This is a genomic window from Pseudomonas sp. SDO52101_S400 (assembly GCF_054071635.1).
This window is the reverse complement of the sequence record NZ_JBSVWF010000004.1, coordinates 45601-69364: the sequence shown is the minus strand read 5'-3', so window position 1 is coordinate 69364 and position 23764 is coordinate 45601. Positions and strand designations below refer to the sequence as shown.

The 23764-nt window shown below is 58.1% G+C and carries 27 protein-coding genes and 1 tRNA gene; 22 read left to right on the top strand and 6 right to left on the bottom strand.

Annotation, left to right across the window (positions count from 1 at the left end):
- Positions 1-60: 60 nt before the first annotated feature.
- A complete protein-coding gene (locus ACW9HX_RS02820; RefSeq protein ID WP_007951217.1) occupies positions 61-900 on the top strand; it encodes a mechanosensitive ion channel family protein in 840 nt (279 codons plus the stop codon).
- A 119-nt stretch (positions 901-1019) separates the two neighbouring features.
- Here the strand turns inward: ACW9HX_RS02820 and ACW9HX_RS02815 are convergent, their stop codons facing one another.
- On the bottom strand, positions 1020-2369 hold the full coding sequence (locus ACW9HX_RS02815; RefSeq protein ID WP_457379418.1) for an OprD family porin: 1350 nt from the start codon (positions 2367-2369) through the stop codon (positions 1020-1022).
- Between the two features lie 878 nt (positions 2370-3247).
- On the opposite strand from ACW9HX_RS02815, the gene ACW9HX_RS02810 reads away from it, so the two are divergent.
- Together ACW9HX_RS02810 and ACW9HX_RS02805 are read left to right on the top strand one after the other, a co-directional pair.
- Entirely contained in the window at positions 3248-3673 is a 426-nt protein-coding gene (locus tag ACW9HX_RS02810; protein WP_457379485.1) for an HIT domain-containing protein, read from the top strand.
- Positions 3674-3675: 2 nt separating this feature from the next.
- Positions 3676-3882, top strand: coding sequence for a SlyX family protein (locus ACW9HX_RS02805; protein ID WP_457379417.1), 207 nt, complete (start codon positions 3676-3678; stop codon positions 3880-3882).
- Positions 3883-3953: 71 nt separating this feature from the next.
- On the opposite strand, the gene ACW9HX_RS02800 is transcribed toward ACW9HX_RS02805, so the two are convergent.
- Positions 3954-4556: a cold-shock protein gene (locus ACW9HX_RS02800; protein ID WP_096818303.1), complete on the bottom strand. Its 603-nt coding sequence runs from the start codon at positions 4554-4556 to the stop codon at positions 3954-3956.
- 308 nt (positions 4557-4864) lie between these two features.
- Here ACW9HX_RS02800 and ACW9HX_RS02795 point away from each other — a divergent pair, with 308 nt between their 5' ends.
- The 19 genes from ACW9HX_RS02795 (at position 4865) to nadA (ending at position 19940) form a co-directional block, all read left to right on the top strand.
- On the top strand, positions 4865-5335 hold the full coding sequence (locus tag ACW9HX_RS02795; RefSeq protein WP_039766007.1) for a Dps family protein: 471 nt from the start codon (positions 4865-4867) through the stop codon (positions 5333-5335).
- 241 nt (positions 5336-5576) lie between these two features.
- A complete protein-coding gene (locus ACW9HX_RS02790; protein ID WP_457379416.1) occupies positions 5577-5921 on the top strand; it encodes a ribbon-helix-helix domain-containing protein in 345 nt (114 codons plus the stop codon).
- 113 nt (positions 5922-6034) lie between these two features.
- Positions 6035-6256 carry an FmdB family zinc ribbon protein gene (locus ACW9HX_RS02785; protein WP_007951210.1) on the top strand — a complete coding sequence of 74 codons (222 nt, stop codon included), beginning with the start codon at positions 6035-6037 and terminating at the stop codon, positions 6254-6256.
- Between the two features lie 108 nt (positions 6257-6364).
- Positions 6365-8140, top strand: a complete 1776-nt coding sequence (aspS, locus tag ACW9HX_RS02780) for an aspartate--tRNA ligase (protein WP_096818297.1) — start codon at positions 6365-6367, stop codon at positions 8138-8140.
- Between the two features lie 134 nt (positions 8141-8274).
- On the top strand, positions 8275-9021 hold the full coding sequence (locus tag ACW9HX_RS02775; protein ID WP_085709622.1) for a YebC/PmpR family DNA-binding transcriptional regulator: 747 nt from the start codon (positions 8275-8277) through the stop codon (positions 9019-9021).
- Between the two features lie 101 nt (positions 9022-9122).
- The gene (gene ruvC / locus ACW9HX_RS02770; protein WP_007951206.1) at positions 9123-9650 is read left to right on the top strand and encodes a crossover junction endodeoxyribonuclease RuvC; all 528 of its coding nucleotides are present in this window, start codon (positions 9123-9125) and stop codon (positions 9648-9650) included.
- Between the two features lie 114 nt (positions 9651-9764).
- Entirely contained in the window at positions 9765-10373 is a 609-nt protein-coding gene (ruvA, locus tag ACW9HX_RS02765; RefSeq protein ID WP_007951205.1) for a Holliday junction branch migration protein RuvA, read from the top strand.
- Entirely contained in the window at positions 10374-11435 is a 1062-nt protein-coding gene (gene ruvB / locus ACW9HX_RS02760; protein WP_457379415.1) for a Holliday junction branch migration DNA helicase RuvB, read from the top strand.
- Positions 11436-11562: 127 nt separating this feature from the next.
- On the top strand, positions 11563-12030 hold the full coding sequence (gene ybgC, locus ACW9HX_RS02755) for a tol-pal system-associated acyl-CoA thioesterase (protein WP_096818294.1): 468 nt from the start codon (positions 11563-11565) through the stop codon (positions 12028-12030).
- Positions 12020-12715, top strand: coding sequence for a protein TolQ (gene tolQ / locus ACW9HX_RS02750; RefSeq protein WP_457379414.1), 696 nt, complete (start codon positions 12020-12022; stop codon positions 12713-12715). Before ybgC ends, tolQ begins: the two co-directional genes overlap by 11 nt.
- Before the next feature lie 23 nt (positions 12716-12738).
- Positions 12739-13191 (top strand): protein TolR, encoded by a 453-nt coding sequence (tolR, locus tag ACW9HX_RS02745; RefSeq protein ID WP_162803534.1) that lies wholly within the window; start codon positions 12739-12741, stop codon positions 13189-13191.
- Entirely contained in the window at positions 13191-14270 is a 1080-nt protein-coding gene (gene tolA, locus ACW9HX_RS02740; RefSeq protein ID WP_457379413.1) for a cell envelope integrity protein TolA, read from the top strand. Before tolR ends, tolA begins: the two co-directional genes overlap by 1 nt.
- A 29-nt stretch (positions 14271-14299) precedes the next feature.
- Positions 14300-15568, top strand: a complete 1269-nt coding sequence (tolB, locus tag ACW9HX_RS02735) for a Tol-Pal system beta propeller repeat protein TolB (protein WP_457379412.1) — start codon at positions 14300-14302, stop codon at positions 15566-15568.
- A 52-nt stretch (positions 15569-15620) separates the two neighbouring features.
- Positions 15621-16118, top strand: a complete 498-nt coding sequence (gene pal, locus ACW9HX_RS02730) for a peptidoglycan-associated lipoprotein Pal (protein ID WP_003178634.1) — start codon at positions 15621-15623, stop codon at positions 16116-16118.
- A gap of 6 nt (positions 16119-16124) precedes the next feature.
- Positions 16125-16964, top strand: coding sequence for a tol-pal system protein YbgF (ybgF, locus tag ACW9HX_RS02725; protein ID WP_457379411.1), 840 nt, complete (start codon positions 16125-16127; stop codon positions 16962-16964).
- Positions 16965-17130: 166 nt separating this feature from the next.
- Entirely contained in the window at positions 17131-17778 is a 648-nt protein-coding gene (queE, locus tag ACW9HX_RS02720) for a 7-carboxy-7-deazaguanine synthase QueE (RefSeq protein ID WP_457379410.1), read from the top strand.
- A gap of 1 nt (position 17779) precedes the next feature.
- Positions 17780-18472 carry a 7-cyano-7-deazaguanine synthase QueC gene (queC, locus tag ACW9HX_RS02715; RefSeq protein ID WP_457379409.1) on the top strand — a complete coding sequence of 231 codons (693 nt, stop codon included), beginning with the start codon at positions 17780-17782 and terminating at the stop codon, positions 18470-18472.
- Between the two features lie 63 nt (positions 18473-18535).
- Positions 18536-18611, top strand: a tRNA-Lys gene (locus ACW9HX_RS02710).
- 270 nt (positions 18612-18881) lie between these two features.
- A complete protein-coding gene (nadA, locus tag ACW9HX_RS02705) occupies positions 18882-19940 on the top strand; it encodes a quinolinate synthase NadA (protein ID WP_282473730.1) in 1059 nt (352 codons plus the stop codon).
- A 58-nt stretch (positions 19941-19998) separates the two neighbouring features.
- Here nadA and ACW9HX_RS02700 read toward each other — a convergent pair whose 3' ends face one another.
- The 4 genes from ACW9HX_RS02700 to ACW9HX_RS02685 all read right to left on the bottom strand — a co-directional run bounded on the left by ACW9HX_RS02700 (position 19999) and on the right by ACW9HX_RS02685 (position 23754).
- A complete protein-coding gene (locus ACW9HX_RS02700; protein WP_457379408.1) occupies positions 19999-20487 on the bottom strand; it encodes an RDD family protein in 489 nt (162 codons plus the stop codon).
- Positions 20488-20584: 97 nt separating this feature from the next.
- Positions 20585-20797, bottom strand: a complete 213-nt coding sequence (locus tag ACW9HX_RS02695) for a cold-shock protein (protein WP_003175786.1) — start codon at positions 20795-20797, stop codon at positions 20585-20587.
- A gap of 404 nt (positions 20798-21201) precedes the next feature.
- Complete coding sequence (gcvT, locus tag ACW9HX_RS02690; protein WP_457379407.1) at positions 21202-22326, bottom strand: glycine cleavage system aminomethyltransferase GcvT; 1125 nt, start codon at positions 22324-22326, stop codon at positions 21202-21204.
- Between the two features lie 51 nt (positions 22327-22377).
- Positions 22378-23754: an L-serine ammonia-lyase gene (locus tag ACW9HX_RS02685; RefSeq protein ID WP_085730271.1), complete on the bottom strand. Its 1377-nt coding sequence runs from the start codon at positions 23752-23754 to the stop codon at positions 22378-22380.
- Positions 23755-23764 lie beyond the last annotated feature (10 nt).

The following is a 23764-nucleotide window of genomic DNA, read 5'->3' as shown; positions in this document are numbered from 1 at the left end:
GTCCGGTCGTTCTGCCGCTGATTTTTTCAGCCCGGGAAGCCGGCAATCAGGAGATAAAAGATGGATTTGAATGCTGAGGTAGACAACCTGGTCAAGGCGTCCCAGGCGTGGATTCCGATGATCATGGAATACGGCAGTCGTGTGCTGCTGGCAGTGATTACCCTGGCGATCGGCTGGTGGCTGATCAACAAGGTCACGCAAAAACTCGGCGGCCTGCTGGCTCTGCGCAATGCCGACCTGGCTCTGCAGGGTTTCATCAGCAGCCTGGCCAACATCATTCTCAAGGTATTGTTGATCGTCAGCGTGGCCTCGATGATCGGCGTCGAGACCACTTCGTTCGTGGCGGCAATCGGTGCGGCCGGCCTGGCCATCGGTCTGGCGTTGCAGGGCAGCCTGGCGAACTTCGCCGGCGGCGTGCTGATTCTGCTGTTCCGTCCGTTCCGCATCGGTGACTGGATCGAAGCGCAAGGTGTGGCGGGTACCGTCGACAGCATCCAGATTTTCCACACCGTACTGCGTACCGGCGACAACAAGACCATTATCGTGCCGAACGGCAATCTGTCGAATGGCATCATTACCAACACCAACCGTCAGCCAACCCGCAAGGTTGTGTTCGATGTGGGTGTCGATTACGAAGCCGATCTGCAAAAGGCCCGTCAGGTGTTGCTGGATTTGGCCAAGGATGATCGCGTTCTGCAGGATCCGGCGCCGCAGGCTGTCATTTCCACCTTGGGCGATAGTTCGATCACTGTTTCCCTGCGGGTCTGGGTTAAAACTGCAGACTATTGGGATGTGATGTTCATGTTTAACGAACAATCCCGTGATCGTTTAAAGACTGCCGGCATCGATATTCCGTTTCCACAGCGTGTGATTCGTGTGGTTCAGGAGTCGGCGGTTTAATGATAGGTTGCTAATTAATTGCCTGACTTGGTGGTCAGGCATTTATTACAAGTGACAGATAACAAAAAGGCCCATCCGAAGATGGGCCTTTTTTATGCTACCAAACTAACCACTGACGATTACAAGATGTTCAGTGGGTACTCGGTGATCAGACGGAACTCTTTAACGTCGCCTTCGCCTTCATCAGCGTTAGCAACGTGCCACGCTTGACGAATACGGAAGGACAGGTCTTTTGCCGGACCGCTTTGAACCACATATTTGGCTTCAAAGTTGGTTTCGTGGTGTTTGCCATCTTCACCGTAGAGGCCGGCGTAAGCGCTACCCGCTGGAGTGTGGGTACCGTCGATATCCCAACCTTTAACGTAGCGAACCATGAAGCTCAGACCAGGAACGCCGTACTCGGCCATTTTCAGGTCGTAACGGGCTTGCAGGGATTTCTCGCCTGCACCGTTAAAGTCGGAGTACTGGATGGAGTTGGCGAGGAAAATCGAGTCGCCACCACGGTTGTTCTTGCCCACGCCGATGTAGTCGAACGGGGTGTCGCCGTTGACCTTCTGGAAGGCCAGGGTGAAGGTGTGTGCCTTCAGGAACGACAGGGCGGTCGCCAGGGAGAACGCGGTGTTGCTGATGTCACCGGCTTTCGCGCTACCGGTATCGGTGGTGCGATAGATGTTGAAGTCAGTGTTCAACGAAGTGTCACCACCGAATGGAGTGGTGAGGTTCACGTTCGCGTAGTACTGGTTCCAGATATCTTCCAGCTTGGCGCCGTACAGGGATGCAGTCAGGTTGTCAGTGATGCCGTATTTGCCACCGAAGTAGTCGATGTTTTTGGCTTCAACGCCAGCGTAGGTGGCATAAAGACCGCCAGTGCTGGCGTTTTTGTCTTGGCTGGAAGCCGAGTAGAAGTGACCGGCTTCGAGGTCAAGGTCTTTGACTTCGCTGCTCTGCAACTGGAAGCCAGTGGCAGTTTGCGGAAGGATACGGGAACCGCCGACAGCGAATACCGGAGCAGTGCTTGGCTGCATTTCGCCGAATTTCAGCTCGGTTTTGGAGATGCGGAATTTGATGGCTGCGCCGGCTTTGCCTTGGCTTTCATCAACGTCATGGGCATAGCCGTTGGCTTTGACAGTATTGCTACGGCTCATGTTACCAGTGCCGGAAGTGCCGTCACCGCCATCCAGTTTGACCGCCAGGTAACCGAATGCATCGATACCGACGCCGACGGTGCCTTGGGTGTAACCGGAAGTGAAGTTGCCGAGGAAACCCTGGGTCCAGTCTTTCTGGTCGTGGCCGCCGTTCTTGTTGTCACGGTTGAAGTAGTAGTTCTTCAACGTTTCGGTCAGTTTGGCGTCTTCAACAAAGCCTTTGGCTTCAGACTGGTCACTAACAAACGGTGCGGCCGTAGCCAACTGAGTACTGGCGGCTGCTGCAACTGCCAGTGCGATCATGCTCCACTTCATCACGCGCATCGTGATTTGCTCCTTTGGTTTTAGAAGAGTACTGCCGTCCCACCTGTTTTATTATCTGGGCGGCTCTTTCTTTTTGTGTCGGCGCAAACTTATATCACGCCGACAATGTTGGCGATACTTGCGCATACAACCTTTCATGTTCTTTACGACGCTGTCGCAAATGGCTTGGTTGATGTCGCAAATTCACAGTACCAATGCAGCCGGACTGACAACTTTATCGCTGTTTCTGGGCCTTTTTGCATCGGTAAAAAAGAGTCCCTGGCAAAACACTTGAATCTCCATCGGGCAACCCTGCCACTGTTTTTCTTGGGCCTGGCGCTTCCACTTCCCGTGGTGTGCTCATAGCCCATTTGAGTATGAATGCAACAAGCGTGCACAAACCGCAAAATGGATGCGGTTATTTTTCCATGGCCCCGCTCGCTGCTGTAAAAACCTTGTAAATACGGGCTCGCGCGCCCCTTTTTGATGAGGGTTGACGCGCTTGCTCGCTTGGTGTTGCCTCGCGCGTTTTTGCGCATGACAACCAAAAACGTTACCGGTTCACCCTGTCAGTGAGTATTTGGCGGATGCCCGAGCCATTGAGCGTAGACGCACTGTACGGTTTTGGTGCAAATATTTTTTCTGGCTGTACTGAATTCAAACACTTGCACCCTGTCATGACCCTGAACGCGGTAGTGAGTCGCGGTCATTCCGGCGTGTTGCCTGGCTCGGTGGGTCTCGTGCTGGTGCGCGATCGCCAGAAATGTTCCATGTCGGGGCGCCGCTTCATCGTGAAGGGCAGGGCATTCGAAGGTATGCTGCCGTCCTGTCGTTTAGTGCGCCCTCCACCGGGCTGGCCCACTAAGCTGAATATTGTCGATCAGCCGGGAGTACACCCAGTGTTTGCTTTAGATTCACGACTTCAACAGGACGCGCTGACCATCGGCGACTTCCCGCTCTGCCGGCTCCTGTTGTCCAACGACGCCAACTATCCCTGGTTCATCCTGGTGCCTCGTCGCGACGATATCAGCGAGTTGTTTCAGTTGGATGTCGCTGACCAGCAGCGCCTCTGGCAGGAAACCACGGCCCTGACGGAGGTCCTCAAGGACTCGTTCGATGCCGACAAAATGAACGTCGCCACTCTGGGCAACGTCGTCAGCCAGTTGCACATGCATGTGATCGTGCGCAAACGTGAAGATGCCGCATGGCCGGCGCCGGTCTGGGGCAAGCATCCCGCCAAACCTTATAGCGCGGAGCAGGTAGCCGCAATCCGCGAGCGCCTGCGATTGGTGCTGGACGAAGATTTCAAGTTTCTGGAGGTTTGATCATGAGCCTTGAAGAACGCGTCAATGATCTGGAAAGCCGTCTGGCGTTTCAGGACGACACCATTCAGGCGTTGAACGATGTGCTGGTGGAGCAGCAAAGGGTGGTGGAGCGTCTGCAACTGCAGATGGCCGCGCTTCTCAAGCGTCAGGAAGAAATGGTCGGCCAGTTCGGATCTTTCGAAGAAGACGCACCGCCGCCGCACTACTGAGCCTCAACGCTTTGCACAAGCAATAAAAAACCGCGAGCAGCCAGGCTGTTCGCGGTTTTTTCGTTCCTGGATCAGCGGCGCGGCAGGGCGGCGATCACGTCTTCGGCTTGCAGGCCTTTGTCACGGTTCATCACCGAGAACTCCACGCGCTGGCCTTCGACCAGAACGCGGTGGCCTTCGCCACGGATGGCGCGAAAGTGCACGAAAATATCATCGCCGGAGTCCCGGGAGATAAAGCCGAAGCCCTTGGAGGTGTTGAACCACTTGACGGTACCGGTATCGCGGTTGCTCATGTCGTAGCTTTGCGCGGCGGCGGCCGGTGAGGATTTATAGAAGCTGACGGCCAGATGTACGGCCACGGCAACCAGAGCAATGACCAGGCTGAACAGCACAGCGGGCTGGCCGGCGATGACGGGCATCGGCGCGATCAGGGTCAGGGTTTGCAGGACGACGGTCAGCACCAGCAATGCGCTGACCAGATTTTGCAGATGCTGGCGCGGGCCTTTGTTCCAGTACGGGATCACTGGAGCGAGAACCAGGTTCAGCAGGCCGAAAAAGGCCAGGTAAAGTGCATCGGGCTGTTGCAGGTAAGGTACGGCTTCGGATCTCAAGCTAGGTATGAAGGACAGCAGCAGGGCTGCTGCGCCCATTAGCAGGTGGACGATTTTCAACATTTTATTGACTCACGTTATGACGGCTCACAAGGAAGAGCTGAAGGCGCACGGTTCGCTTCGGAACAATAAGAGGCGTTGGACACGTGCCCGGCATCAGCCTATGCGCAACACCCGGAAAACAGGGCGTAGCGACACACTGCCTATTTAACAGCAAAGCCTGCAGCTACTCAAATCACGCCGGCCAGCGGCAGGGCGTGGGGCGATTTGTCGCCTCTATCGGGTCGATACGGGGGCTGTCATGGGTGGGAGGCCTTGCTACAGTGAACCGACACCTGTTGGATGAATTCAATCGCCGTTAGGGGGTAAGCATGGCAATCGATATCGGTATCAGTGAAGAAGACCGCAAATCCATCGTCGAAGGGCTTTCGCGTCTGCTGTCGGACACCTACGTGCTGTATCTGAAAACCCACAACTTCCACTGGAACGTCACCGGGCCGATGTTCCGGACCCTGCACCTGATGTTCGAAGAGCAGTACAACGAACTGGCCCTGGCGGTGGACTCGATCGCCGAGCGCATTCGCGCCCTGGGTTTCCCTGCGCCGGGCGCCTATGCGACTTACGCGCGTCTTTCTTCTATTAAAGAAGAAGTGGGTGTGCCGAGTGCCGAGGACATGATCAAGCAACTGGTCGAAGGCCAGGAAGCGGTCACCCGCACGGCACGCGGTATTTTCCCGCTGCTCGATAAAGTCAGTGATGAGCCGACCGCCGACCTTTTGACCCAGCGCATGCAGGTCCACGAGAAAACTGCGTGGATGCTCAGGGCACTGCTCGAAGCTTGATCGCCAGAAGCGCACGGACACTGTTTGTGAGCCGTGCGCCCGTTTTGGCCGGGAAAAAGCGTTCGATATCGTAGGACGTGAGGAGTGCGATCCACGGATCCATGATCCTCCCTGTTGTGTTGGCTTATCCTACGTGGATGGTCAAAAAGTCGTCTGGATATACCTTTGCCCCTGCGCTTTTAATGAGGTCACAGGATGTTGCCTTGAAAACAAGCAGCGATGGCAAAGGAGTGTCAACGATATGGAAGGTGGAGACAGGCGAAGTGAAATCGCCATCGGCTCGAAGCAGGACAGGGCCGTGGTGCCGTTTCTTGACGAGTTCGACATGACATTGATCCGGCCGTTGGCCCGGTCGGTGCGTTTGAACGGGTTTGCGACCTGCATGCGACTGGAGCAGGTCTACTGGAATATTCTGGGCCGCATGGCCGAGGATAATTGCTGTTCGGTCGGTACGTTGCTGTCCCGCGTCGACCGTGAAGTGCACTTGCGTCATGGCGGCGTGAAGAACTTCAGCGGTCTGGTGCGGGTGGTGTGTGTCGTGCATGGCTTGCGCGATACCCCGGTGACAACCGGGGGTTGCCAGTGAGTGGGCGGCCTGTGCAGTCTTCCGGCTGCACAGGCCGCATTTAATGGATATAATCCCGCTCTTTCGCCACACCGCCCTGCGGGAGCTGGCAATCTGATCGCCGAGACAACTCCATGCCGATGTACGATTACCAATGTGCTTCCTGTGGTCATCAGTTGGAAGCCATTCAAAAGATCAGTGATGCACCGCTGGTCGATTGCCCTGCCTGTCAGGCACCAGAGCTCAAGAAACAGCTGTCCATGCCAGGCTTTCGCCTCAGCGGCAGCGGTTGGTACGAAACCGATTTCAAGACCGGCGCGAAGAAGAATCTGGCCGGTGGCGACAAATCTGACTAGGGTTCAGGCCCAGGTCTAACGACACGCGCGAGCATCCACCGGTCGCACAGAGCTTGAGTGCGGCGGATCTCCACCGAATTTCGAATTACGAGAAGCGAAACCACTACCATGATGCGCAGCCATTATTGCGGCCAACTGAACGAAAGCCTGGAAGGCCAGGAAATTACCCTTTGCGGATGGGTTCACCGTCGCCGCGACCACGGCGGGGTGATTTTCCTCGATATCCGTGATCGTGATGGTCTGGCCCAGGTGGTATTCGATCCGGATCGCGCCGAGAGCTTCGCCGCCGCCGATCGCGTGCGCAGCGAATACGTCGTGAAGATCACCGGCAAGGTGCGTCTGCGTCCGGCCGGTGCCACCAACGCCAACATGGCGTCGGGCATGATCGAAGTGCTGGGCTACGAACTGGAAGTGCTGAACGAGTCGGAAACCCCGCCGTTCCCGCTGAACGAGTTCTCCGACGTCGGTGAAGAAACCCGCCTGCGCTATCGCTTCCTCGACCTGCGTCGTCCGGAAATGGCCGAGAAGCTGCGTCTGCGTTCGCGCATGACCACCAGCATCCGTCGCTTCCTCGACGAGAACGGCTTCCTCGACGTTGAAACGCCGATCCTGACCCGTGCAACGCCGGAAGGCGCGCGTGACTACCTCGTGCCGAGCCGTACTCACGCCGGTTCGTTCTTCGCGCTGCCGCAATCGCCACAGCTGTTCAAGCAACTGCTGATGGTCGCCGGCTTCGACCGTTACTACCAGATCGCCAAGTGCTTCCGTGACGAAGACCTGCGTGCTGACCGTCAGCCGGAATTCACCCAGATCGACATCGAGACCAGCTTCCTCGATGAAAAAGAGATCATGGGCCTGACCGAGCAGATGATCCGCAACCTGTTCAAGGAAGTGCTGGATCTGGAATTCGGCGAATTCCCGCACATGACTTTCGAAGAAGCCATGCGCCGTTACGGTTCCGACAAGCCGGACCTGCGTATCCCGCTGGAGCTGGTCGACGTTGCCGATCAACTGAAAGAAGTCGACTTCAAGGTGTTCAGCGGCCCGGCCAACGACCCGAAATGCCGTATCGCCGCACTGCGCGTTCCAGGCGGGGCGAGCATGCCGCGCAAGCAGATCGACGACTACACCAAGTTCGTCGGCATCTACGGTGCCAAGGGCCTGGCGTACATCAAGGTCAACGAGCGTGCGGCCGGTGTTGAAGGTCTGCAATCGCCGATCGTGAAAAACATTCCGGAAGCCAACCTGAACGTGATCCTCGATCGCGTCGGCGCAGTCGACGGCGACATCGTGTTCTTCGGCGCAGACAAGGCCAAGATCGTCAGCGAAGCCCTGGGCGCCCTGCGTATCAAGCTCGGTCACGACCTGAACCTGCTGACCTGCAAGTGGGCACCGATGTGGGTCGTCGACTTCCCGATGTTCGAAGAGAACGACGACGGCAGCTTCTCCGCTCTGCATCACCCGTTCACCGCGCCGAAGTGCACCCCGGAAGAGCTCGAGGCGAACCCGGCGGGCGCTCTGTCCCGTGCCTACGACATGGTTCTGAACGGCACCGAGCTGGGTGGCGGTTCGATCCGTATTCACCGTAAAGAGATGCAGCAAGCGGTATTCCGCCTGCTGGGCATCAACGAAGCGGAACAGGAAGAGAAGTTCGGCTTCCTGCTCGACGCCCTGAAGTACGGTGCACCGCCGCACGGTGGTCTGGCCTTCGGTCTGGACCGTCTGGTGATGCTGATGACCGGCGCCCAGTCGATCCGTGAAGTGATCGCCTTCCCGAAAACCCAGAGTGCTGCCGACGTGATGACGCAGGCGCCGGGTGTTGTGGATGCCAAGGCATTGCGCGAATTGCACATTCGTTTGCGCGAAACGCCAAAGGCTGAGTAAGACGGGCCTGAAGGCGCATCTTCGGATGCGCCTTTTTTCTTTCTGTATCCCATGAAAGCAGGTCGCAATTTTGTGTTTGCCGGCCGATGCGCGAGCATGGCGGGCAACGTTTCAAAGAGAATTCGGAGCGAGATATGGCAGGTCATTCCAAGTGGGCGAACATCAAGCACCGCAAAGAACGTCAGGATGCCAAACGAGGCAAGATCTTCACCAAGTGGATCCGTGAACTGACCGTTGCGGCCCGTCAGGGCGGCGGCGATCCGGGCTCCAACCCGCGTCTGCGTCTGGCCCTGGACAAGGCGCTGGGCGCCAACATGAGTCGTGACATCATCGATCGTGCAGTGGCCCGTGGTGCCGGTGCGACCGAGGCCGACAACGTTGAAGAACTGACCTACGAAGGTTACGGCCCGGGCGGCGTTGCCGTGATGGTCGAGTGCATGACCGACAACCGCAACCGAACTGCGGCGGCCGTGCGTCATGCGTTCAGCAAGTGTGGCGGCAACCTGGGTACCGACGGCTCGGTGGCGTATCTGTTCGAGCGCAAGGGCCAGATCAGCTTTGCGCCGGGCGTCGACGAAGATGCGCTGACCGAAGCGGCGCTGGAAGCCGATGCCGACGACGTGGTCACTCATGAAGACGGCTCGATTGACGTGTTTACCTCGTTCACCAGTTTCTACGCTGTGCGAAACGCGCTGGAAGCGGCCGGTTTCAAGGGTGATGACGCGGAAATCGTCATGCAGCCGACCACCAGCGCCGAACTGGATCTGGAAGGGGCGGAGAAGGTGCTCAAGCTGATCGACATGCTTGAGGATCTGGATGACGTGCAAAACGTCTATTCCAACGCTGACATTCCGGAAGACGTGGCCGCTCAGCTCGGTTGAGAGCGACTACGATTCAATGTGGGAGATTCTGTGTGTGAGGGTTAGCCTCAACCATAGAATCTCCCACATTTGTTTTTGTGTTTTTTCGAACCTGCAGGCTTATGACTTTAATTCTTGGTATCGACCCCGGTTCTCGCATTACCGGTTACGGCATTGTTCGTGATACCGGACGCGGCGGTTGCATCTATGTGGCCTCGGGCTGTATCCGCACCGGCGCCGGTGAGCTGCATGAACGCCTGCAAATCGTCTATCGCGGCGTGCGCGAGATCATCCAGACCTATGGTCCGGTGACCATGGGCATCGAAAAGGTGTTCATGGCGAAAAACGCCGATTCGGCGCTGAAGCTCGGGCAGGCCCGTGGGGCCGCCATAGTTGCTGGCGCCGAAGAGAGCCTGGAGATCGCCGAGTACACGGCAACCCAGGTCAAGCAGGCCGTGGTCGGCACGGGCGCCGCCAATAAAGAGCAGGTGCAGATGATGGTCATGCACATGCTCAAGCTGACCAGCAAGCCACAAATCGATGCCTCGGACGCATTGGCGATTGCCATTTGCCATGCGCACACTCGCTCCAGTCTGCTGCCACACGGCCTGGGAACTGCACGCAGTCGTGGCGGGCGCCTGCGTCTCTGATAGCATCAGCAGTCAATTTTCCGGAATGTGGGCTTTGCGCCTGGGTCGTCGGCCCGAAACTCACCTTCCGACAGTCGCCAGCCCACGGCTGGCCAACGCTCAAGGATCTGAAACGTGATTGGACGCTTGCGCGGCACCCTCGCTGAAAAACAGCCGCCGCACCTGATTCTGGATGTAAACGGCCTCGGGTATGAGCTGGAAGTGCCCATGACCACCCTGTATCGCCTGCCGTCGGTCGGTGAACCGCTGACCCTGCACACCCATCTGGTCGTACGCGAAGACGCGCAGTTACTCTATGGTTTTGCCGGAAAGCGTGAGCGAGACTTTTTTCGCGAGTTGATCCGTCTCAATGGTGTGGGGCCAAAACTGGCCCTGGCCTTGATGTCGAGCCTGGAGGTCGATGAGCTGATCCGCTGCGTGCAGTCCCAGGACACCTCGGCGCTGACCAAGGTGCCGGGCGTGGGCAAGAAAACCGCCGAGCGTCTGCTGGTGGAGCTCAAGGATCGCTTCAAGGCGTGGGAAACCTCGCCGGCCATGTTTGCGCTGGTACCGAACCAGCCGGACGGCCCGGCGCCGGTCAATACCGCCGAGAACGACGCAGTCAGCGCGCTGATTTCCCTGGGCTACAAGCCACAGGAAGCGAGCAAGGCGATTTCCGCGATCAAGGAGAAAGGCTTGAGCAGCGAAGACATGATCCGACGTGCCCTGAAGGGAATGATTTAAGTGATTGAAGCTGATCGTCTGATCGCCGCCACGCACAGTCCGCGTGAGCGCGAAGAAGTCCAGGATCGGGCGATACGTCCTGTCAGCCTGGCCGAATACATCGGCCAGCCGACCGTTCGCGAGCAGATGGAACTGTTTATCCAGGCCGCCCGTGGCCGTAGCGAATCCCTCGACCACACTTTGATCTTCGGCCCGCCGGGGCTGGGCAAGACCACGCTGGCGAACATCATTGCCCAGGAAATGGGCGTGTCGATCAAAAGCACTTCCGGCCCGGTGCTCGAGCGGCCGGGAGATCTGGCGGCGCTGTTGACCAACCTTGAGCCGCACGATGTGCTGTTCATCGATGAAATCCATCGCCTGTCGCCGATCGTCGAAGAAGTGTTGTACCCGGCCATGGAGGATTTCCAGCTCGACATCATGATCGGCGAAGGACCGGCGGCGCGTTCGATCAAGCTCGATCTGCCGCCGTTCACCCTCGTCGGCGCGACGACGCGGGCGGGGATGCTGACCAATCCGCTGCGTGACCGTTTCGGTATCGTCCAGCGTCTCGAGTTCTACAGCACTGCTGACCTTGCAACGATTGTCAGCCGTTCGGCGAACATCCTCGGCTTGCCGCTGGATCCGGAAGGCGCTTTCGAGATTGCCCGCCGTGCCCGTGGTACGCCACGGATCGCCAACCGGCTGTTGCGCCGGGTGCGGGATTTCGCCGAAGTCCGGGCCAAGGGCCACATCACCAAGTCAGTCGCTGATCTGGCGCTGAACCTGCTGGATGTCGACGAGCATGGCTTCGATCATCAGGACCGGCGTTTGCTGTTGACCATGATCGAGAAGTTCGATGGCGGCCCGGTCGGAATCGACAGTCTGGCGGCCGCGATCAGCGAAGAACGCCACACCATCGAAGATGTGCTGGAACCGTATCTGATTCAGCAGGGCTACATCATGAGGACACCACGGGGCAGGGTAGTGACCCGTCACGCGTATCTGCATTTTGGTTTAAACATTCCGTCACGAATGGGCGAGATGCCCGTGGCAGACGAGTTTCTCGATGCCGTGGGCGATTAATACACATTTATTGTCGATTTATTCAGCGTTTGTACTGTCTCAGGACGGTACTTTTGCGGTAAAGCCTTCGAACAATGAAAAACAGTTGCCTGGCCGGATTGGCAACCCGAGGAGTAAGCACTAGAGTATGCGCGCGCAAAACGGGCTTGAGTCGTTCGCACATCGTTGTCGCGTTTATTACGAGGACACCGATGCGGGCGGCATCGTGTATTACGTTAATTACCTCAAGTTTATGGAACGGGCTCGAACCGAGCGGCTCCGGGAGCTGGGCTTTGCCCAGTCGGCGCTGGCAGGGGAGGACCTGTTGTTCGTCGTGCACTCCAGCGAAGCGCGTTATCACGCGCCGGCGCGACTGGACGACGAGCTTCTGGTAAGCGCTGATGTAATCGAATTGAACCGTGCCAGCCTGCGCTTCAGACAGCAGGTCAGGCGGGCAACGGATAATGTGCTGCTCTGTGAAGGGCAGTTTCTGGTGGCCTGTGTGCGCACTAACAGTTTGAAACCCCGGGCCCTTCCCGAAGACTTGCGTGCGGCTTTCGCCGACGCGGTCGGCACGGGTACACACTTAAAGCAGGAGATAAAGCGTGGAAGCTAACGTCGTCGACCATTCCTCCATGTGGAGCCTGGTCAGCAATGCCAGCGTCGTGGTGCAGTTGGTAATGTTGACTCTGGTGGCCGCATCGGTGACCTCATGGATCATGATCTTTCAGCGCAGCAATCTGATACGCGCCGGTCGACGTGCACTGGAGAGCTTCGAGGAGCGCTTCTGGTCGGGTATCGATCTGTCCAAACTCTATCGTCAGGCCGGCAGCAACCCGGATCCGGACTCGGGCGTCGAGCAGATTTTCCGTGCCGGTTTCAAAGAGTTCTCCCGCCTGCGCCAGCAGCCGGGTGTCGATCCTGAAGCGGTAATGGAAGGCGTGGCCCGTGCCATGCGTGTTGCCATCTCCCGCGAGGAAGAGAAACTCGAGCAGAGCCTGCCGTTTCTCGCCACCGTAGGTTCGGTCAGCCCGTACATCGGTCTGTTCGGTACCGTATGGGGGATCATGAACTCCTTCCGCGGCCTGGCCAGCGCACAACAGGCCACCCTGGCCACCGTGGCGCCGGGTATCGCCGAAGCCCTGATCGCCACTGCGATCGGCCTGTTCGCCGCAATCCCGGCCGTTATTGCTTACAACCGTTTCTCTGCCCGCAGCGAAACCTTGCTGAGCCGCTACTACACCTTCGCCGATGAATTCCAGGCGATCCTGCACCGCAAAGTGCACACCAGCGAAGAATAAGCAGGTATTTCCCGATGGCTTTAATCACTCGAGCCCGACACAAGCGCAAGCCGGTCGCCGAGATGAACGTAGTGCCTTACATCGACGTGATGCTGGTGCTGCTGGTCATCTTCATGGTGACTGCGCCGATGCTCAATCAGGGCGTGAAAGTGGATCTGCCCAAGGTTTCCAGCGAAGCCTTGCCGCAGGACAACAACACCCAGGTGCTGACCATTTCGATCAAGGCTGACAAGACCTACTACTGGAACCTTGGCAGCGAAGTCGACACTGAAAAGCAACAGGACCGGGCCATGACCCTGCCGCAGATGACCGATGCGGTGACCAAGATCATTCGCGCCGGTACTGAAGGCGGCAAGCGTACCCAGGTCTTCATCCGTGGCGACAAGTCCGTCGATTATGGCTCCGTCATGGGTGCCATGGGCGGGTTGCAGAAAGCCGGGGTCGGTAATGTTGGCTTGATTACCGAGGCCCCCTGATGCAGCAACAGCGAGAGCCGTCCGCCTCGGAAAGCTACTTCTGGCCTAGTGTCTGGGCGATTGGCTTGCACGTGCTGGTGTTCGGCATGCTGTTCGTCAGTTTTGCCCTGACCCCGGAGCTGCCGGAGTCCAAACCGATTGTCCAGGCGACCTTGTACCAACTGAAATCGAAAAGTCCGGCGACCACTCAGACCAATCAGAAGATTGCGGGTGAAGCGAAGAAATCCGCTGCGCGCCAGACCGAAGTCGAGCAGATGGAACAGAAAAAGATCGAGCAGGAAGCGGTAAAGGCTGCGGAACAAAAGAAAGAAGAAGCGGCTCAAAAGGCCGAGGAAGCCAAGAAAGCCGATGAGGCGAAGAAAGCGGCCGAGGCGAAGAAGGCTGATGAAGCCAAGAAAACCGAAGACGCGAAGAAAGCCGCCGACGCCAAGAAGGCAGAAGAGAAACAATTGGCTGATATAGCCAAGAAGAAAGCCGAAGAAGAGGCCAAGAAGGCTGCTGAAGAAGAGGCCAAGAAAGAGGCCGCTGAAGAAGCCAAGAAGAAAATCGTCGAAGACGCGAAGAAAAAAGCTGCCGAAGACGCGAAGAAAAAAGCCGAAGCTGAAGAGGCGAAGAAGAAAGTCGCCGAAGACGCCAAGAAGAAGGCTGCTGCCGATGCTGCGAAGAAGAAAGCGCAGGACGCAGCACGCAAATCGGTTGAGGACAAGAAGGCCCAGGCATTGGCCGACTTGCTGTCGGACAAAGTCGACCGTCAGGCTACGAAGTCGGATGAGTTGGGCGATGAAACCGCAGGCAACTTCGATGATCTGATTCGTTCGCGAGCATCTGAAGGTTGGGCGCAGCCACCGTCTGCCCGCAGGGGCATGAAGGTAACGTTGCAGATCAACATGCTTCCTGACGGAACAATCTCAGGCGTCAAGGTTATTCAGTCCAGCGGTGACGCACCGTTCGACAGTTCAACCGTCGCGGCTGTAAAAAATATTGGTCGATTGACCGAAATGCAGGGTTTGAGTCCAGCGGATTTCGCTCCCTATCGTTCATTCAAGATGACATTCACACCTGAGGATCTAGCCTTGTGAGAAACCTTCTTCGAGGACTGCTTGTCGTCATGTTCTGCTTTGCAGGACTGGCTACCGCAGAAGAGAAAAATATCCTGGTCAGCAGTGGCAGCTCCCAGGCAACGCCAATTGCCGTCGTGCCGTTCGGATTCCAGGGCGGCGCCGTCCTGCCGGATGACATCGCTGAAATCGTTGGTAACGACCTGCGCAACTCGGGCTACTACGCGCCGATTCCAAAGCAGAACATGATCAGCCAGCCAAGCCAGCCGAGCGAAATCATCTTCCGTGACTGGAAGGCGGTAGGTGCTCAGTTCATCATGGTCGGCAACATCGTTCCTGCCGGTGGTCGCTTGCAAGTGCAGTGGGCTCTGTTCAACGTCGCTACCGAGCAAAAAGTGGCGGACGGCAGTGTTTCCGGTACGACCGAGCAGCTGCGCGACATGGCGCACTTCATCTCTGACCAGTCGTTCCAGAAACTCACCGGTATCGATGGTGCGTTCTCGACTCGCCTGCTGTACGTGACGGCTGAACGCTTCTCCGAGAAGAACACCCGTTACACGCTGCAACGTTCGGACTATGACGGTGCCCGCGCCGTGACCCTGCTGCAATCGCGCGAGCCAATCCTGTCGCCGCGTTTCGCACCGGACGGCAAGCGTATCGCTTATGTGTCCTTCGAGCAGAAGCGTCCACGCATCTTCATGCAGAACATCGACACCGGTCGCCGTGAGCAGATCACCAACTTCGAAGGCCTGAACGGCGCGCCAGCCTGGTCGCCGGATGGCAATCGCCTGGCGTTCGTACTGTCGAAAGACGGCAACCCGGACATCTACGTGATGAACCTCGGTTCGCGTCAGATCACCCGCGTGACCGCAGGTCCTGGCATCAACACCGAACCGTACTGGGGCAAGGATGGTTCGACCATCTACTTCACCTCGGACCGTGGCGGCAAACCACAGATCTATAAAACCAGTGCAAGTGGCGGCGGTGCGGAGCGAGTGACCTTTATCGGTAACTACAACGCCAACCCGAAGCTTTCGGCTGATGAAAAGACCCTGGTAATGATCCATCGCCAGGACGGATTCACCAATTTCAAGGTAGCGGCTCAGGATTTGCAGCGCGGAAGTGTAAAAATCCTCACTGATAGCACTCTGGACGAGTCGCCTACTGTTGCGCCCAACGGCACCATGGTAATCTACGCCACCCGCCAACAGGGCCGGGGAGTCTTGATGCTCGTGTCCATTAATGGACGCGTTAGGCTCCCGCTTCCTACCGCTCAAGGCGAAGTCAGAGAACCGTCCTGGTCCCCTTACCTGAAGTGAGCGGGCGCTACACGTTTTACTTAACACACTGGGGTTCATTAGGAGTTTCACGATGGAAATGCTGAAGTTTGGTAAATTTGCTGCGCTGGCTCTGGCCATGGCTGTAGCTGTAGGTTGCTCGTCCAAAGGCGGCGACAACGCCGGTGAAGGCGCTGTTGATCCAAACGCTGGTTACGGCGCAAACACTGGTGCCGTTGACGGTTCCCTGAGCGAAGAAGCTGCTCTGCGCGCAATCACCACCTTCTACTTCGAATACGACAGCTCGGACCTGAAGCCAGAAGCCATGCGCGCTCTGGACGTTCACGCCAAAGACCTGAAAGCAAACGGCGCTCGCGTTGTTCTGGAAGGCAACACCGACGAACGTGGTACTCGTGAGTACAACATGGCACTGGGCGAGCGTCGTGCGAAAGCCGTTCAGCGCTACCTGGTACTGCAAGGTGTTTCCCCAGCTCAGCTGGAACTGGTTTCCTACGGCGAAGAGCGTCCAGTTGCTACCGGCAACGACGAGCAGTCCTGGGCTCAAAACCGTCGCGTCGAACTGCGTAAGTAATTCGATATGCGAACGTGCCGTCGTGCTGTAACTGTTCTGGCTCTCAGCCTCGCGCCGCTTGCGGCGTGGGCTGCGGTTCCTGTGGTCGATGACAACTCCGGTTATAACAATAGCGGGAGCAGTTATCCGCCTGCAGGTTACGGTACGAACGGCGCCTATGCCGGGGGAGCGGCTTCGGCCCCTGCCTCGGCACAAGGCATGCTGTTCAACCAACTGCAACAAATGCAGGATCAGATATCGCGCCAGCAAGGCGTGATCGAAGAACTGCAGAATCAGGTTGCGCGCATGAAGCAAGAATCCCTGGAGCGATACCAGGATCTTGATCGGCGCATAGGATCCGGCGTTGCACCTGCCGCGACTCCTGAGAATTCTTCTGCCGGTAGCGATACAAATGCTGCTGCCGGTGCCGCCGCTGGAGCCGGGGCCGCCGCTGCCGCCCAGGCACCCGCTGCGGGTGGCGAACCGGCTGATCCGGCCAAGGAAAAGCTGTATTACGATGCAGCCTTCGACCTGATCAAGGCCAAGGATTTCGACAAGGCCAGCCAGGCTTTCGCCGCTTTCTTGCGTAAATATCCGAACAGCCAATACGCGGGTAATGCCCAGTACTGGTTGGGTGAAGTGAATCTGGCCAAAGGCGATCTGCAAGGTGCAGGTCAGGCTTTCGCCAAGGTTTCTCAGCTCTATCCCAAGCATGCCAAAGTGCCGGATTCGCTGTACAAGCTGGCTGACGTAGAGCGCCGCCTTGGTCACACCGACAAGGTCAAAGGCATTCTGCAACAGGTGGTGTCCCAATATCCGGGTACCTCCGCCGCTCAGTTGGCCCAACGCGATCTGCAGCGTATGTAAAGGCTGTCTGTCGGTTTTTGAAGAAACCCGCGCTTGTCGCGGGTTTTTTCGTTAGAATTCACGCCCTTTTATGAAACACGCTTCTGGTGATCTACGCGTTGGCGGGGTTGCCTGAAGTGCCTGACGGAGGCGGACAGCCTGTTTAGCTGTTACGCCCGTGGCGACTATGCAAGACACATTGAGAATCACCGAAGTTTTCTACTCGTTGCAGGGGGAAACGCGGACTGCCGGGCTGCCCACGGTTTTTGTGCGCCTGACCGGTTGCCCATTGCGTTGCCAATACTGCGACAGTGCCTACGCGTTCAGCGGCGGCACCATTCGTACACTCGACGACATCCTCGAGCAAGTAGCCGGGTTTCGCCCGCGCTACGTCTGTGTCACTGGCGGTGAGCCGCTGGCACAGCCCAATGCCATTCCTTTGCTCAAGCAGTTGTGCGATGCCGGCTACGAAGTCTCGCTGGAAACCAGCGGCGCCCTCGATATTTCCGCGGTCGATCCGCGGGTCAGTCGGGTTGTAGACCTGAAAACGCCCGACTCGAAAGAAGCCCATCGCAACCGTTACGAGAACATCGAGCTGCTGACGCCCCACGATCAGGTGAAGTTTGTCATCTGCTCGCGGGAAGACTATGACTGGGCAGTATCCAAACTGATCCAGTACGGTCTTGAGCGACGTGCCGGCGAAGTGCTGTTTTCCCCGAGCCATCATGACCTGAATGCTCGGGATCTGGCGGATTGGGTGGTGGCAGACAATTTGCCGGTACGCCTGCAATTGCAACTGCACAAGTATCTGTGGAATGACGAGCCGGGGCGCTGAGATGACTGAACAACTGAACACTGCTGAAAAACGTGCGGTCATTTTGCTGTCCGGCGGCCTGGACTCGGCCACGGTCGTGGCGATGGCTCGCGCCGAAGGCTATCGCTGCTACACCATGAGCTTCGATTACGGTCAGCGCTCTCACGCCGAACTGCACGCCGCCGCACGCGTCGCTCGGGATCTGGGAGTGGTTGAGCACAAGGTAATCGGTCTGAACCTGAACGGCATGGGCGGTTCGGCCCTGACCGACAGCAGCATCGATATTCCGCAGGAGCTGGGTGAAGGCATTCCGGTGACTTACGTGCCGGCGCGCAACACGGTGTTCCTGTCGCTTGCCCTGGGTTGGGCTGAAGTGCTCGGCGCGCGCGATATCTTTATCGGCGTCAACGCGGTGGATTACTCCGGTTATCCGGATTGCCGTCCCGAGTTTATTGAATCGTTCGAGCGCATGGCCAACCTGGCGACCAAGGCTGGCGTAGAAGGCAACGGTTTCCGCATCCAGGCACCGCTGCAGAACCTCAGCAAGGCCCAGATCGTTCAAGCGGGTGTTAAGCTCGGCGTTGATTACGGGCTGACGGTTTCCTGCTATCAGGCGGACGATAATGGCCGTGCGTGCGGCAAATGCGACAGCTGCCGACTGCGTGCAGAAGGCTTCGCAGCGGCCGGAATCAGCGACCCGACACCTTATTTTTGATTATTTTCAAATTAGGTGTTGAATAGTCCTTAAAAATCAGTATTATACGCGCCACCACACAGCGGGTCGTTAGCTCAGTTGGTAGAGCAGTTGGCTTTTAACCAATTGGTCGTAGGTTCGAATCCCACACGACCCACCATATTTGGCGGTTTAGAAAATCCGGAAGGCCCACGAAAGTGAGGATTTCCGGGTTTTTTTTTGCCTGCGATTCCGGCATGTCTCCTTTCTGCATCGTTGCGCTGACGCAGGTCAGAATCATCTTTTGCATCACCGGGATATTCTGTAGCCTTGCGCAGCTTCAACGCTGTCCGTGCCTGATAAAACTCACTCTCCCGGCGGTACCCTCAAGCGGTCCGGAGCCGGGTGTATACTCGACTTTCGCGCGAATGCGCCTGCAGGTCTTGCGAACATGACGCAGATTTCCGAACGCCTTCTGGTACAAGCCCACCTCGACGCCAAGCAGCCCAAGCCGCTGACCGCCGAGGAAGAGGCTTATTACCGTTCCGCCATCGCCGCCGAGCTCAAGGCTCAGGACGCGGTGCTGGTTGCCCACTTTTATTGCGATCCGGTTATTCAGGCCCTGGCCGAAGAAACCGGCGGTTGCGTTTCCGACTCCCTGGAAATGGCCCGCTTCGGCAACGCCCATCCGGCCAAGACTGTAGTGGTCGCGGGTGTGAAGTTCATGGGCGAAACCGCGAAGATTCTCAACCCGGAAAAACGTGTGCTGATGCCGACCCTGGAGGCGACCTGCTCGCTGGACCTGGGTTGCCCGGTGGATGAGTTCTCGGCGTTCTGCGATCAGCATCCCGAGCGCACCGTTGTGGTGTACGCCAACACGTCGGCGGCGGTCAAAGCCCGGGCTGACTGGGTGGTGACATCGAGTTGCGCGCTGGAAATCGTCGAAAGCCTGATGGACAACGGCGAGACCATCATCTGGGGCCCGGACAAGCACCTGGGCACCTACATCCAGCGTCAGACCGGCGCCGACATGCTGCTCTGGGACGGTGCGTGCATTGTTCACGAAGAGTTCAAGTCCAAGCAGCTGGAAGACATGAAAGCGCTGTACCCGGACGCCGCCATTCTGGTGCACCCCGAGTCGCCGACGTCGGTGATCGAACTGGCGGACGCCGTCGGCTCCACCAGTCAGTTGATCGCTGCCGCGCAATCGCTGCCGAACAAGACCCTGATCGTCGCTACCGACCGTGGCATCTTCTACAAGATGCAGCAGCTGTGCCCGGACAAGGTTTTCATCGAGGCGCCAACGGCCGGTAACGGCGCGGCGTGCCGCAGTTGCGCACATTGCCCGTGGATGGCCATGAACACCCTTGAGCGCACGCTGAAGTGCCTGAAGGAGGGCTCGAACGAGATCTTCGTCGACCCGGCGCTGATTCCCCAGGCGATCCGCCCGCTCAAGCGCATGCTTGATTTCACTCAGGCTGCGCGGATGAAGCTGGCAGGCAACGCCTGACCTTGAGCCGCAAATGAAAACGCCCCGACTTGATCGGGGCGTTTTTGCATCTGCAGGATTACTTGGTCTTCTTCGAGACCCGCACCAGTTGCGTATCCGAATAGATGTCATGCCAGGCACGTTTGCGTTTGTCGAACAGCGACCAGAAGAATCCCACGCCCAAGCACAGCCACGACGCGATCGACACCATGAACCGCAGCAGCGCCTGCCACAGGCTGATCGCGGTGCCATCGGCGTTCTGTACGCGAATACCCCACACCTGCATGCCCAGTGTCTGGCCGGCGTGGGTCCAGAACTTGGCGAAGAAGCCGAACAGCACCAGCAGCAGTACGGTGGAGTAGAGCGGATCGCCGTCCAGCTTGCCGGCGTCGGTCAGTACTCGCAGGCGCTCTTCGCCGATAATCGCGGCCTGGATTAGCTTATAGATGAAGCCCGTGACGATCAGCAGAGCGGTACACAGCAGGAAGTCATAGAACATCGCTGCCAGACGACGACCCAGGCCGACGGCGGGGAAGTCGCCCTGAGGGGTGAGCAGGTGTTTCGACATGGCAGCCTCTCGACGCAAAATGAAGCGCCATTTTACGGATTCGCGCGCACAAAAAAGCCCCTGATATCAATATCAGGGGCTTTTTGGTTACAGAAGATTAGGCTTCTGCTTGTACTTCGTCAGCCTGCATGCCTTTTTGGCCTTGCACAGCCACGAAAGTCACTTTCTGGCCTTCTTTCAGGCTCTTGAAGCCGTTGCCCTGAATAGCGCGGAAATGCACGAACAGATCCGGACCGCTTTCTGGAGTGATAAAACCAAAACCTTTCTCGTCGTTAAACCACTTGACGGTACCGCTCTGACGTTGGGACATTTCTTATTTCCTTTGACGCAAAAATTGATGACAGTCTCTTCCTCATGAAAGAGTACTGGGGCTGGTTGCAGGAGAGTAAGAAGACGTCGAACGGGATGTAGCTAACTTGTAGGCTACTGCCCAGGTCACGATTCAAAGCTGACCCATGCAAACACAGTGGACAAACTCTACGCCAACTACAGGAGGAAAAACAAGCCCCGCGAGGGGCCCGGTTTTCCTGTGCTTGCTGGCAGTTAGTCGGTCCATTAGTCGGGCTTATACGATTAGCTTGTTCAATTGTTTTCGAACGTTATAAGCCAAGTTCATATTCGAATCGAATGTAAGAAAAGTGCACTGTTTTATGGCGATTGCGTTACACATTAGTGCACGCATAACGCAATCGCGTTACTTATAGAAACAGTCAATCAACCACGATAGTAGCGTTGTGGAACGAATGGCATTTTGCTTACAAGCATTTGCACCTTTTTCCCACGAACGATGGCCCAGACGGGTGTGTCGAGTGCGACATAGGCGCTGTCGATGTAACCCATCGCCAATGGCCCACCCAGAGTCGGGCCGAAACCGCCGCTGCACACGCTGCCGATGATCTCGCCGGCTTCATTGACGATTTCTGCACCTTCACGGACCGGCGTCCGCTCCTGCGGCAACAGGCCGACGCGTTTGCGTGCGACGCCGTTCTGCTGCTGGCTGAAAACCTGTTCTGCACCCGGGAAACCGCCGGCCCGGGCACCGTCGGCGCGGCGTGGCTTGGAGATGGCCCACAGCAGGCTCGCTTCGATTGGCGTGGTGTCGGTGTTCATGTCGTGGCCGTACAGGCACAGGCCGGCTTCCAGGCGCAGCGAATCACGGGCACCGAGGCCGATGGCCGCGACTTCCGGTTCGGCCAGCAGGGCGCGGGCGAGTTTTTCCGCGTCGGCTGCCGGAACCGAGATTTCGAAACCGTCTTCACCGGTGTAGCCCGAACGGCTGACGAAGCAATCGACGCCCAGCAGTGTCACCCGTGCGAACTGCATGAAGGTCATCTTCGCCACTTCTGGCGCCAGGCGCGCCAGTACGGTCACGGCGGCCGGGCCTTGCAGGGCGAGCAGGGCGCGGGCTTCGAACAGCTCGGTAATGGTGCACTGATCGCCGATGTGTTTTTGCAGATGCGCCAGGTCCTGATCCTTGCACGCGGCGTTGACCACCAGGAACAGTTCGTCGTTGCCGAGGTTGGCGACCATCAGGTCATCGAGGATGCCGCCGGTTTCGTTGGTGAACATCGCGTAGCGCTGCATGCCCACCGGCAGGTCGATGATGTCCACCGGCACCAGGGTTTCCAGGGCTTTGGCGGCATTGGCGCCGGTCAGGCGAATCTGGCCCATGTGCGAGACATCGAACAGCCCGGCCTGCTCACGGGTGTGCTGGTGTTCTTTCATCACGCCCAGCGGGTATTGCACCGGCATGTCGTAGCCGGCGAACGGCACCATGCGGGCGCCGAGTTCGATGTGCAGAGCGTGCAGCGGGGTTTTGGACAGTTGTTCGGTGGACATGCGTGACTCCTTGATTCACACCAACCCTCTCCCGGAGGGAGAGGGGGCTAATTAACACTCGATAATGTTGACCGCCAGACCGCCACGGGCGGTCTCCTTGTATTTGCTTTTCATGTCGGCGCCGGTCTGGCGCATGGTGCGGATGACCTTGTCGAGGGAGACGAAGTGCTGCCCGTCTCCGCGCATGGCCATGCGCACGGCGTTGATCGCCTTGACCGAGCCCATGGCGTTGCGTTCGATGCACGGCACCTGTACCAGCCCGCCAATCGGGTCGCAGGTCAGTCCGAGGTTGTGTTCCATGCCGATTTCGGCAGCGTTTTCCACTTGTTGCACACTGCCGCCAAGGACTTCGCACAACGCGCCGGCCGCCATCGAGCAGGCCACGCCGACTTCGCCCTGACAGCCGACTTCGGCGCCGGAGATCGAGGCGTTTTCCTTGTACAGAATGCCGATGGCCGCCGCGGTCAGCAGGAAGCGCACCACGCCGTCGTCGTTCGCGCCGGGAATGAAGCGCATGTAGTAATGCAACACGGCGGGAATAATCCCCGCTGCACCGTTGGTCGGCGCGGTTACCACACGCCCGCCGTTGGCGTTTTCTTCGTTGACGGCGAGGGCGTAGAGGTTGACCCAATCCAGCACCGACAGCGGATCGCGCAGCGACGATTCCGGGTTCTTGCACAGTTGCCGGTGCAACGCCGCCGCCCGCCGCTTGACCTTCAAACCACCCGGCAGGATGCCTTCGTTGCGACAGCCGGCGGCCACGCAGTCCTGCATCACTTGCCAGATTTTCAGCAGGCCGGCGCGGGTTTCCGCTTCCGGGCGCCAGGCGCTTTCGTTGGTCAGCATCACCTGACTGATCGACAGACCATAGGTGGCGCAGTGACCGAGCAAGTCCTTGGCACTCTTGAACGGGAAGGTCAGCGGGGTGGCGTCTTCGACGATACGGTCGGCACCGGCCGCATCTTCGTCGACTACAAAACCACCGCCGACCGAGTAGTACTCGCGGCTGCGGATCTGCAATCCCGCCGCATCGAAGGCACGGAAGATCATGCCGTTGGGGTGATAGGCCAGCGGCTTGCGGATCATTGCCAGGTGTTCTTTCTCGTTGAACGCGATGCTGTGTTCACCGAGCAGGTTCAAACGCCCGCTGCCACGAATCTGCGTGAGACGTGCAGCGACGGTTTCAGTATCCACGGTATCCGGGTGTTCACCTTCCAGGCCCAGCAACACGGCCTTGTCGCTGCCGTGGCCCTTGCCGGTGGCGCCGAGGGATCCATACAACTCGACCCTGACGCTGGTGGTGGCCGACAACAGGTTTTCCCGGCGCAGCCCTTCGACGAAGCGCGCAGCTGCGCGCATCGGGCCGACGGTGTGGGAGCTGGAGGGGCCGATGCCAATCTTGAACAGGTCGAACACGCTTAACGACATGGTTGTTCTC